Origin of the sequence: Flavobacterium selenitireducens (assembly GCF_014748335.1) — a bacterium.
Taxonomy (GTDB): Bacteria; Bacteroidota; Bacteroidia; order Flavobacteriales; family Flavobacteriaceae; genus Flavobacterium; species Flavobacterium selenitireducens.
Genome location: NZ_JAAVIY010000003.1, coordinates 1 through 12,125, shown reverse-complemented (window position 1 = coordinate 12,125; position 12,125 = coordinate 1). Strand labels below are relative to the sequence as shown.

Here is a 12,125-nt window from a genome sequence, read left to right as displayed (position 1 = left end):
ATCCCAAACTCCCATCGGCGATAAAACGAATGGAATTTGGGATTTTAATTTTGGGATTTTATGCGCTTATAATGGCGTTAACTCGAACGTGAAGTCTCGCGGATTTACGTGACACGGATTCTGCGTTACCGGAAATGCGTTCGACTGGAACGTACCGTAACCGGATTTTTGCACGATGATCGTGTAGGTTCCCGGCCTTTCCCACGCGCCCGAAAATGTCGGAGGCTCGCTGCTCGGTATCAAATCAAGCACTTCGGAATAATCTCCATCCTGAGCCGTTACCGAAACTCCGTCCGAAAGATAGGCTCCGGTCGAAAAATCCTTGACCTTGACATTGAGTCCCGCGACCACCTCGTCCGTGCAATTATCGTCGAGGAAGCGTGTGTCGTCCTCATCTTCGCAGGTAGCGGCCATGAGCAACGGGAAACAAAACAGGATCAAGATCAGCTTTTTCATATCGTTCGGATTTGTTCAAATATACGATTATAGGTCGAATTTGATTCCTTGCGCCAATGGCAATTTATCGGTGTAATTGATCGTGTTCGTCTGGCGTCTCATGTAAACCTTCCACGCATCGGAACCTGATTCGCGCCCGCCTCCGGTTTCTTTTTCGCCTCCGAAAGCGCCTCCGATTTCAGCTCCTGAAGTTCCGATGTTCACATTCGCGATGCCACAATCTGAGCCCGCGACCGACAAGAATCGTTCGGCTTCACGCAGGTTTGTCGTCATGATGGCAGAAGACAAGCCCTGGGCAACACCGTTTTGCAGATCGATCGCATTTTCGACTTCGCCCGAATATTTAAGCAAGTACAAAATTGGGGCGAACGTTTCGTGCTGGACGATTTCGTAAGCGTTGTCGGCTTCAGCGATCGCGGGTTTTACGTAACATCCGCTTTCGTAACCTGCTCCCGAAAGAACGCCTCCTTCGATGAGTAACTTTCCGCCTTGTTGCTTGACTTTCTCCAAAGCCTCGCTATACATTTTCACGGCGTCCGTGTCGATAAGCGGCCCAACGTGGTTGTTCTGGTCGAGCGGATTCCCGATGCGCAGTTGGCCGTAAGCTTTCACGATGGCATCTTTGACTTGGTCGTAGACGCTTTCGTGGATGATCAGTCGTCGGGTTGACGTACAGCGCTGACCGGCTGTTCCGACGGCTCCGAAAACAGCTCCGATGACCGTCATTTTGATATCGGCGTCAGGTGTGACGATGATGGCGTTGTTTCCGCCGAGTTCCAAAAGCGATTTCCCCAGTCGTTCGGCAACCGTCTTGGCGACGATTTTACCCATGCGCGTCGATCCCGTAGCCGAAACCAACGGAACGCGCGTGTCTTTGGACATCAATTCGCCAATCGTATAATCGCCGTTGACCAAACATGAAATTCCCTCTGGGAGATTATTTTCTTTCAACACCTCGGCAATGATGTTCTGGCAGGCGATTCCGCAGATCGGTGTCTTTTCGGACGGTTTCCAAACGCAGACATCACCGCAAATCCAGGCCAATGCCGTGTTCCATGACCAAACCGCCACGGGAAAGTTGAATGCCGAGATGATCCCGACGATTCCCAACGAGTGGTATTGTTCGTACATTCTGTGGCCGGGACGCTCGGAGTGCATCGTGAGACCGTGCAGTTGTCGCGACAATCCGACGGCAAAGTCGCAAATGTCGATCATTTCCTGTACTTCCCCATAACCTTCCTGAAGCGATTTCCCCATTTCGTAAGAGACGAGTTTGCCCAAAGCTTCTTTATTCTCACGCAACTTTTGCCCGAACTGGCGCACGATTTCACCGCGTTGTGGCGCCGGCATCATTCTAAAGGTTTTGAACGCCGCCTGAGCTGATTGTATTGCGTTTTCGTAATCTTCTTTTGTGGATTGACGCACCTTGGCGATGAGCTGCCCGTCAACCGGAGAATAGCTTTCGAGGATTTCTCCCGAAGCGAAGTTGCGGCTTCCGGTAGAAGTTCCGTCGTTTATGTCTTTGATTCCGAGTTGTTCCAAGGCTTGCTTGATTCCGAAATTATCGATGGCTGTTTCCATTTTGAATAAATTTTTGCAAATATATCGTTTTCGGGATTGTTGATTTGCTGATTTGTTCATTTGTTGATTTTATTCCGCTGCATTCCATAGTGTTCGTCTGCGTCCCGACCGTTCGTAGTTCATTTGAGTTCCCGTCGCTCGAAAATCTTATATTTTACCTCAATCATCATCAATCAATAGACAAACACGAAATCAATCACATTATTTTTATTGGTACTGCTGCCGATTTTAGGCGCGGCTCAAAACAGTTCCAAATTCGTTTCCGTCAACAAATCCAAAATCGCTTACAAATTCATCGAAAACCCGAAGCGTGAACCTAACGATGCGATCATCGTCTTTGAGAGCGGCTTGGGCATGGGAGGCGGAAATTTCGAGCCGGTTTTTCAATATTTGCCAAAAAACGCTAGTTATTTCGTTTATGATCGGAACGGCTTGGGCCAATCCGACACAGATCAATCCTTAAAATCGGATTCGGATATCGTTGCGCGTTTGCACGAGATTTTAACTGGGTTGGAAATCAAGCCACCGTACCTGTTGGTCGGGCATTCGCTGGGTGGCGCTTTTATCCGGCTTTACGAATCAAAATTTCAGGATGAAGTTTCAGGAATGGTTTTCATCGACCCAACCGATTTCATGTTGTCCGAAACAGAAAATAAAACCGCTCGGATCGAATCGAAAAGTGCGATCGGATACCGTGAATTGTGGCCCAAAATGTTGTCGGACATGGTTTCAGATCCCAATATGCCCAAAGGCGTTCGGGCGGAAATGCAACAGCAACTGGAAACGGGAAAGCAGTTTTTCAGAGAGTACCGGGATTTGCCGCCTGTCGGAAAAAAACCTATCGCTGTTTTGATCGCCTACAACAGACACGTCGAAAAGCACGAGGAAGAACTGGCCGTAAAACTCGGAATTAAGTCCCGACCGTGGTTTGATGCATTCGACGAATTGCGTATCAGGCATTATTCGAACATGATAGAAGATAACCAGAAGGGTTTTCTTATGTTGTTGCCGCGCTACAGCCATGGCGTCCACAACCAGGATCCCGAACTTGTCGGAAATGTCATTTCAACGATCTGGAATGCCGGCAACCAGCCTTAGCCCCGATAGCAGCGGCAGCCTTTCGACAAAAAATAAAAGAGTTTGCCTTAAAGCCGCGGCGAACAACGGAAGCCGGCGGTTTTTAGTGCAAACTTTTATTTTTTAAGAAAGCTAAAGCGGATAGCGGGAATTGCTCCTACTCTTTAGAAACGAACCTGGGATCTGCCTCGAGGACGGTTCTGCATTTTTCGCAAGTGCGCAAGTCATGGGAATTGTAAAAGTGTTGGAAGTGCGGCAAAAAGTCGTTTTCGATATCGTTGAGTTCGAAATAGACATCGTATAATTTGTGGTTGCAGTTTTCGCAGAACCAAAGCAAACCGTCCGTAAAGCCTTTGCCTGCGCGGACTCTTTCGATGACCAAACCAATCGAACCCTCTGATCGAACCGGGGAATGAGGCGTTTTTGGAGGATGCAGATACATGTCTCCGGCGTGCAATTCCATTTCCCTGCGCTCTCCATTGTCCTGAACGATGACTTTAATTGAACCTTCAAGTTGGTAGAAAAGCTCTTCGGTTTCGTTGTAGTGATAATCTTTGCGCGCGTTCGGCCCAGCCACGACCATGACGATGTAATCTTGTGAAAGCGGATAGATATTCTTATTCCCGACCGGCGGCTTGAGCAAATGACGGTTTTCGTCTATCCATTTATTGAGGTTAAACGGAGGGGTTATCATGGAATTAGATGATTAGATGATTAGAAAATTAGTTGGTGGAAACTGAAAATCCTGAATAAAGTTAGGGAATTTATCCTTTCGCCTTGTACCGCCAATGAAAACGGACCAATGTTTCCACCGGTCCGTTCATTATCTAATTATCTCATTTCCGAATTATCTCATTTACTTGACCTCTTTAATCAAATAGACATAAACCGGAAAGTGATCACTGTAACCCGGTTCCGATGGAGAGTTGCGCAACGGATATCCCTTGTATTGACCGGACGTCTGGATCAGGAACGATTTGTTGTAGATTCCGGCTTTCCAGTATTTCCATCCCGTGGCTTTTTCGCCGGCGAGTCCTTCCGAGACGATAATCTGATCGAAGATGTCTCCGGCGTCGCGATAAAACAACGTGGCTTCTCCGTTTTTCTGCATCTGCTCGAACGGATTGTACATGTCGCCTTGTTTGAGTTCGGTCTTTTTCAGTTTTGCGCCGATTCCTTGCTTGACGCTCTTATTATAAGGACCGTCATTCAAATCGCCCATCGTGATGATCTTGGCGTTCGGATTGATTTTCACAAGTGAGTCGATGATTCTCCTGTTGAGTCGACCGGCAGCTTCACGGCCTGGGCTTGATTTTTTTTCACCTCCTGAACGCGATGGCCAGTGGTTGACGATTACGTGGATTTCTTCTCCTTCGAGCAAACCGGTGACCAACAATTGGTCGCGCGTGTAAAGGCGATTGTCCGGCCCGGCGGCTTCGGCGTCATCGTCTTCTTTGTCGGCTTTGTCATTTTTGGCTAACGCGCTTCCGTCTCTCATGATAAGCAACGGAATATTCTTGTAGCTCGTCGGTTTGAAGTATTTCTTCTGATAAAGGAATCCGACATCGATTCCCCTCTTATCTGGCGAGTCGAAATGAACCACGCCGTAATCCTTTCCGACCATTTGGTAATTCTTGACGAGATCTTCGAGAACGCGTCGGTTTTCGATTTCCGAAACACCAATTATTGCCGGTGATTCCTTCTGCTGCTCATTGGTTCCGATATTCGGTATCACGCGCCCGAGATTATCAAGCTTCTTTTTATACTTTTTGGATGTCCAACCTCTTGAGGGTAAGTACTCTTCGTCATTGTTCGTGCCTTTGATGGTGTCGAACAGATTTTCCACGTTATAAAACGCAACTGTATGCATTTTATACTGTTTCGCCTGCGCTTTAGCGGTAGTTATTGCGAAAAACACAAAAAAAACAGCAATCAATCTTTTAATCGTCATAAATCGAATATTAATTTAAGGTCAAGTTTTATACAAAACTTGCGCCAAAAGTAAATAATATTATTAAAAGCAGTACATTTGCCCGCTTTAAGTTTTTATTAAGGCGCTGACACTGAATTAATTTTAATTTTTTATATGAGAAAACTTGTCCTTAGCGTCCTTCTCTCAATGCAGGCGCTTATCGCATTTTCACAGGCTAGTACTGGGCTCACCGGGAAAGTAGTGGATGCAAAATCGCAACGCCCGATGCAAAACGTCGAGGTAAGTGTGGCAAACACCAATCTCACCGAACTTACCAATATTAACGGTTTGTTCACATTTAAGGAAGTAGCGGTCGGAGAACAGATCATCCGGGTAAGAAGCACCGGCTTTAAAGACCAGATCATTCCAGTTAGCATTAAACAAGGCCAGGTGCTTGACATCGGGATGGTCGTTCTTGAAGAAGACATCACTTCCGAGCAGCAACTCGCCCTTATCACGATTACCGAAAACGATCTTGGAGACGACAATTCGGGTTCTGAAAACACGGCCGGATTGCTTCAGGCGACACGCGACCAATTCCAACAGTCTGCGGCGTTCAATTGGGGACAGGCACGTTTCCGTATCCGCGGTTTTGACAACGAATATGGTGTGACCATGATCAATGGTATCACGATGAATAAGATATATGACGGCCGTCCGCAGTGGAGCAACTGGGGAGGTTTGAACGATGCTACGCGCAACCAGGAGTTCACGATGGGTTCCGCTCCATCCGATTACACTTTCGGAAGCATCCTGGGAACGCAGGAAATCAACACTCGCGCGTCAATCTACCGTCCGGGCACCCGTGTTTCCTTCTCCGGAACCAACACGAACTATAGCTGGAGAACGATGGCAACTCATGCATCTGGCATGGACAAGAACGGATGGGCTTATGTCGTTTCCGCTTCGCGCCGCTGGGCAAAAGAGGGCTACTTTGAAGGAACGGATTACGACGCTTACTCGGTTTTTGCCAGTGTCGAAAAACGTTTCAACGAACATCATTCCTTGAACTTCACGTCGATCTATGCCCGCAACAGCCGCGGTAAGAACTCTCCGAACACTGCCGAGGTTAACGCTATCGCAGGTGAAGAATACAACTCATATTGGGGATGGCAAAACGGCAAAAAGCGTAACTCGCGCGATAAAGATGTCGAAGAGCCGATCAATATGTTGACGCACTACTGGAAATTCAACGACAAGACGTCGTTGCAAACCAACGTGGCCTACCAAACCGGTAGCGTCGGAAACAGCCGTCTTGATTATCAGGATGCACGTAACCCGGATCCTACTTATTACCGAAACCTTCCTAGTTATTACGGATACGCAGTTGGTTCTGATCAGGCTCAAAATACTCCGTTTGCACAAAACCCGCAAATCAACTGGGATTTCCTTTACTTCGCCAACCAGAATACCGAAGAAGGAAACAGCGTCTACGTATTATACGAAGATCGTACAGACGATACGCAATGGAGTGCCAACTCTATCCTGAACTCTCAACTTTCAGACAACATCGCATTGAACGCAGGTGTCAACTTCCGAAAGTTGAAATCGCACAATTTCCAGTATCTCCTTGACTTTTTGGGCGGAGATTTCTACAAGGACATCGATCCGTTTGGAACAGGCGATCAGCAACAATCAGATTTGAATAATCCGAATAGAATTATTAAACCAGACGGGGACAGAACTTTCGGATATAACTACAATCTTGAAGCTACGGTTGCCGATGCGTTCACACAGTTCAAGTTCGCTTACCGTGATTTCGATTTCTACCTTGCACAGAATTTCACGCGCACCGAATACCAAAGGGAAGGTTTGTACCGCAATGGTTACTACGCCAACAACTCTTTCGGAAAGAGCAAATCTGTGGTTTTCGAGAACTTCGGATTCAAAGGTGGTTTGACTTACAAACTCAACGGACAGAACTATTTCGTATTCAACGGATTGTACATGACCAAAGCCCCGACTATGCGCAACGTTTTCCCTAACGCGCGTTTGAGCAACAACATCATGGAAGAAGCCGTTAGCGAAAACATCGTGAGTACAGATGGTAGCTACGTGATCCGCACGCCAAAATTGAAGGCACGCCTTACGGGTTACTACGCCAAAGTGAAAAACGCTACTGAAACGTCTTTCTTCTTTGCCGAAGGTATTTTCGAAGGTGAAGGATCGGATGAAACCGATGCTTTCGTTGCCGAGACCGTTACCAACCTCGACAAGAAATATATGGGTGGTGAATTGGGTATCGAATACCAGTTGACGCCAACTATCAAGATCATGGGTAGCGCCGCATACGGACAGTATATTTACGACAACAACCCTAACGTATACCTGAACCAGGATGCTGCCGCGACTCCGGACAACCCGAACCCGCTTGTCAATTACGGTGTTTCAAAAATGAAAAACTACAGATTGCCAGGTTCTCCTCAACAAGCATATTCTGTTGGTGTGGAATACCGCGATCCTCACTTCTGGTGGGTTGGCGTAAACGGCAACTACCTTGCAGACAACTATCTTGACGTTTCCCCAATCTTGCGCACGGACAATTTCTTCCGCGATCCTGCAACCGGAGATTCGTTCCTTGACATCGACCCGGCGCGTGCACGTCAATTGTTGAAACAAGAGCAGTTCGACAACTTCTACCTGGTTAACCTGACGGGCGGAAAGTCCTGGAAAATCGACGGGACCACATTCGGATTCTTCGCCAGCATCAACAACCTGCTGGACGAAAAATACCGCACAGGTGGCTTCGAGCAAGCGCGTAATGCCAACTACCGCGGTTTGGATGCCGACGTAGCCAGCGGAACGCCAGTATTCGGACCTCGATATTTTCAAGGTTACGGAAGGACTTATTTCGTTAACTTGTATGTCCAATTCTAAAAAAAGCTATGATAATGAAAACGTTTAAAATTTTTGGATTTTTACTCGCGGCCTCAGCTGTCTTGACAAGCTGCGTCGGAGAGGACGACATTTCACTGCCTAATTACGCGCCAACCCTTTTGGGTGAGGATTTCGAAAGCGGAGCGGCAGATAACACGGTACTTGATCTCGCAGGATGGGAAAACTTCAACGAGGTAGGTACCAAAGTGTGGAGAAACCAAATTTACAGCGGTAATACGTATGCCGAATTTTCTTCTTTTACAAACGATCCGCTAGACAAGGATCCCGTAAACATCGGTTGGCTCATCAGCCCATCTTTGAATATGGATGCCCAGCAAGCGGAAGTTTTGAGTTTCGAAGTCTCCCAAAGTTACGTATCGAGCGCAGCCAATAAGCTCGAGGTTTTTATCTCTACCGATTATGACGGCAACGTAGCCAATATCGGCAGCGCGACCTGGCAACCGCTTACCGCGAACATTCCGGGAACCGATGCGACCTTTTTCGAATTCCAGGATTCCGGCGACATCGATTTGTCCGGTTTTACCGGAACCGCCTACCTTGCCTTTAAAGTTGTAGGATCAGGCCAGGACCCGAACCTTGACGGAAGTTACCAGATCGACAACGTCAAAATCACTTACCAAAACTAAAAAAGCATTATGAAATCGATTATAAGAAAATCAGCTGTTCTTTTTCTCGCTCTTGGCGTTTTGGCCGGATGCGTGAACGAGGATGACTACTCGGCCCCGCGCCTCGACTGCACTAACGTCGAACTTACGGCGAACAAGTCGGTGGCAGACCTTAAAGCCGCAGCCACGACAACACCGGTACTTTACGAATCCGAAACCCAGGACATCATCGAAGGTTACGTGACCTCGAACGACGAAAAAGGAAATTTCTTCAAGACGGTTTACCTTCAAACCAAACCGACCGACGGAAGCGCCCCTATCGGATTCAGCGTGCCTTTGGACATCACGACGATGTTTGGCGAAGGTTTCCTTCCCGGAACCAAAGTTTACGTAAAATTGAACGGATTGTACACAGCGGTTGTCGACGGCATCCTTTCGATTGGTCAATTGTACCAACCGGCTCCGACCGATGCTCCTGAAATAGGCCGCATCGCCGAGTCAGACTGGAAGCGCTTCGTGTTCCCAAGCTGTGGCGAAAGAATCGACGAGGATGGACTCGTACGCCAGGTTTCTTTGGCAGAGGCCTTCAACAACTCCCGATTGGGAACACTTATCGAAATCCAGAACGTACAGTTTTCTGACGGTTCGATCGGACGCAAATTCTACGACGTAGATTCAGGAGGTGGCGCAACGAACCATTCCATCATCAGCGCGTCGATTCCGCCGGTTGGAAACGAAGGCATCGTGCGTTTCAGCTCGTTCGCTTCGTTTGCAGATGAGATCATCCCTTCAGGAAGCGGAACGATCCGTGGCGTCCTGACCAAATTCGGTTCGACGTTCCAGTTCATGATCCGCTCGACGTCCGACATCAACATGGAAGGCCCTCGCGTCGATGCTTACCCGCCGCTTGTAGGTGGTAACCTTCAGTTCCTGCCGGTCTTTAACGAAACGTTCGAAAGCTATCCGACAACCAGTAACTACAACGGCCAGACGTTTGCCGGTCTTATCAACGACGCGGCCGTCGGTTCCAAATATTGGAGCGTACGCACGTTCAGCAGCAACAAATACGTCCAGTTTTCGTCATTCAACGGCAACCAGTCGAATAAGGTTTACCTGATGTTCCCTGTCCAGATGACGCCAGGAAACAAATTCTCGTTCCAGACCAAAGACGGGTTCAACGACGGAGCCGTACTGCGCGTTTACTATTCTACGAATTATACCGCAGGCAGCGACATCACCACCGCCACGTTGGTCGATATCACGTCAAGCTTCCAGATTGCGACAGGATCGGCTTCCGGATACGCGACGAACTTTACCAACAGTGGTAATTTCACGATCCCGTCAAACCTTTCAGGAAACGGGTTTTTCATCTTCGAATACACGGGTCAGGATGACACCGGCGTTACCACGACGATGCAAATCGACAACGTAAAAGTCACTCCATAAGCACTTTTCAAAACAAAAAGAACCGGCCTTAGTGCCGGTTTTTTTATGGGCAGCTGTTCCGGCTGTCCGCTGCTAGTCCTCGCGCGCAAATCGGTTTTTTTAATTCAATTCGCGTCGGCTTCCGTTGGTCGCCGCGCCAATTGCCTAAAAACGCGATTTCCGGCGCTGTGGGCTATTCGCTTCCATCCGGGCTGGCATTTGCCCGCCTGCCGAAAATCGTCGTGTAACAAGCCCTAAAATCGTCCCAATCTGGGATGCGCCCTCCGAACCATCGGTAATCGGCATATCGACCACTCACATCATTTACTGATCGTTTGACAGCGCGTCGAATTTCGCCTTCATGGTAGGATTGTTATGTGTCAATTTTTTTATGGTCAGGTCGTCCGCCTTGTTGTTCGCCAAACGCAGGTTGTTCTCTGACGACAATAGCGCATCTTTCGTCTTTTGCAGATGGATGATCGTTTTGTCGATTTCTTCTATCGCCGTTTTGAACTTGCGGCTGGCGAGGTCGTAATTTCTTGCGAAACCTTCCTTAAACGCATTGATGTTTTCCTCAAAATTCGTGATGTCGATATTCTGGTTCCTGATCTGCGCCAGCTCAGACTTGTATTTCATCGAGTTCATGGCGGCATTCCTGAGCAATGTAATGATCGGAATGAAAAATTGCGGTCGAACCACGTACATTTTGGAAAAACGGTGGGAGACATCGACAATCCCGGTGTTGTAAAATTCATTTTCGGCTTCGAGCAACGAGACCATAACCGCATACTCGCATTTTTTCTCGGTGCGATCCTTGTCCAATTCCCGGAAAAAGTCCTCGTTGCGCTTTTTCGTTGCCGTTTCATCGCCCTCGTTCTTCATCTCGAACATAATCGAAATGATCTCGTTGCCTTCCGCGTCATTTTCCCTGTAGATAAAATCGCCTTTACTTCCCGACCTCGAATCGTTGTCCTTTTCGAAATACGCCCGCTGGAAAGCCGTAGCCCGAAGCTTGTTGAACTCGGCCTCGCAGTGTTGTTCCAGTGTTTCCCCTATCATCTTGGTCGACAGGCGCAACTTCATATCCTTCCGCAAAGCGATTTCGTCGTCCTTCATCCGGATGATATCGTCTTTCGTTTTGAGTTCCGCCCAAAACTTCTCTTTCAGCGATTTCTCCAGCAACTGGGATTCGGTTTCTTTGATTTTAAGTGTATTGGCAAGATTGTCGCGATCCTTTTCTATTTGTTTGACCGCTTCGGTTACCGTAAGTTGCTTGTCGATAGTGGCGTGTTCCAGTTTTGCTTTGAGGTCTGCTATCTGCTTTTCCTTTTCAGACGATAGCCTGGCGATCTCACGTTCGCTTTTGGCCTTCACATCGGCAATCTCCATTTTCCTACCAGCTTCGCGTTGGACGAGTTCCGTCTCGGTCCTAATTTTCAATTCCGCGATCTGTCGTTCTTTTTCCGCAAGATTCTCCTGTAGCGAATTCCTTAGATTGGCCTCGGCAAGCAATACTGCGCTCTCTTTTTCTTTCTCGGCGAGCAGCAACCGCTTCAGTAATTCCTCTTCGAACTGATGATCCCTTACTTGTTTCAAAATATCGGCAAATCCCGCTTCATCTACTTTAAATACTTTGGTGCAATTCGGGCAATTGATCTCGTTCATAAAATTCGATTTAATACGTTCTGCTATGCGTATCCCAACAGGGTTTTGCACAATGCGAATATAGAAAGTAACCGACTAACTTAAATCATAAAAAAACCCGGACCATTTCGATCCGGGTTCTCAAGAGCTCAATTTGATTGCTTATTGCTTTACGATAAGGAATTCGCTACGCCTGTTTTGAGCGTGCTGTTCCTCGGTGCAGGCCTCGCCACAGTCCACTTTGGGCTCGCTCTCGCCATAGCCTTTTCCGGATATGCGCTCGCGTTTGATGCCCTTGGACAGGACGTATTGCACGGTCGATCGGGCACGTCGCTCGGAGAGTGCCATGTTGTAGGCATCCGAGCCGCGGTTGTCGGTGTGGGCCTTGACCATGATCACCATTTCCGGATACTTGCCAAGTACCTGTACCAGCTTGTCGAGCTCGAAGGCCCCCTCGCGGGTGATGT

10 protein-coding genes are annotated in these 12,125 nt (G+C 48.0%); 4 read left to right on the top strand and 6 right to left on the bottom strand.

The features are described from left to right. Positions 1-66: 66 nt before the first annotated feature. Positions 67-456, bottom strand: coding sequence for a carboxypeptidase-like regulatory domain-containing protein (locus tag HC229_RS05945; RefSeq protein WP_191019557.1), 390 nt, complete (start codon positions 454-456; stop codon positions 67-69). Between the two features lie 27 nt (positions 457-483). After that, complete coding sequence (gene amaB, locus HC229_RS05940; RefSeq protein ID WP_191019556.1) at positions 484-2,037, bottom strand: L-piperidine-6-carboxylate dehydrogenase; 1,554 nt, start codon at positions 2,035-2,037, stop codon at positions 484-486. Between the two features lie 210 nt (positions 2,038-2,247). On the opposite strand from amaB, the gene HC229_RS05935 reads away from it, so the two are divergent. Then, entirely contained in the window at positions 2,248-3,135 is an 888-nt protein-coding gene (locus HC229_RS05935) for an alpha/beta fold hydrolase (protein ID WP_191019555.1), read from the top strand. Between the two features lie 136 nt (positions 3,136-3,271). Here HC229_RS05935 and HC229_RS05930 read toward each other — a convergent pair whose 3' ends face one another. Then, complete coding sequence (locus tag HC229_RS05930; protein ID WP_191019554.1) at positions 3,272-3,808, bottom strand: 3-hydroxyanthranilate 3,4-dioxygenase; 537 nt, start codon at positions 3,806-3,808, stop codon at positions 3,272-3,274. A gap of 162 nt (positions 3,809-3,970) precedes the next feature. Next, positions 3,971-5,065, bottom strand: a complete 1,095-nt coding sequence (locus tag HC229_RS05925; RefSeq protein ID WP_191019553.1) for an endonuclease/exonuclease/phosphatase family protein — start codon at positions 5,063-5,065, stop codon at positions 3,971-3,973. 135 nt (positions 5,066-5,200) lie between these two features. Between HC229_RS05925 and HC229_RS05920 the strand changes: the two genes are divergently transcribed. Genes HC229_RS05920 through HC229_RS05910 form a run of 3 tightly spaced genes read left to right on the top strand, consistent with a single transcriptional unit; the run spans position 5,201 to position 10,035 of the window. Next, on the top strand, positions 5,201-7,963 hold the full coding sequence (locus HC229_RS05920; protein ID WP_191019552.1) for a TonB-dependent receptor: 2,763 nt from the start codon (positions 5,201-5,203) through the stop codon (positions 7,961-7,963). Between the two features lie 14 nt (positions 7,964-7,977). Then, on the top strand, positions 7,978-8,610 hold the full coding sequence (locus tag HC229_RS05915) for a choice-of-anchor J domain-containing protein (RefSeq protein WP_191019551.1): 633 nt from the start codon (positions 7,978-7,980) through the stop codon (positions 8,608-8,610). A gap of 9 nt (positions 8,611-8,619) precedes the next feature. Next, the gene (locus tag HC229_RS05910) at positions 8,620-10,035 is read left to right on the top strand and encodes a DUF5689 domain-containing protein (protein ID WP_191019550.1); all 1,416 of its coding nucleotides are present in this window, start codon (positions 8,620-8,622) and stop codon (positions 10,033-10,035) included. Between the two features lie 303 nt (positions 10,036-10,338). Here the strand turns inward: HC229_RS05910 and HC229_RS05905 are convergent, their stop codons facing one another. Together HC229_RS05905 and HC229_RS05900 are read right to left on the bottom strand one after the other, a co-directional pair. After that, complete coding sequence (locus HC229_RS05905; protein ID WP_191019549.1) at positions 10,339-11,679, bottom strand: DUF2130 domain-containing protein; 1,341 nt, start codon at positions 11,677-11,679, stop codon at positions 10,339-10,341. A 141-nt stretch (positions 11,680-11,820) separates the two neighbouring features. Beyond that, positions 11,821-12,125: OmpA family protein (locus HC229_RS05900; protein ID WP_191019548.1), on the bottom strand; the 305-nt coding region annotated here is incomplete at its 5' end.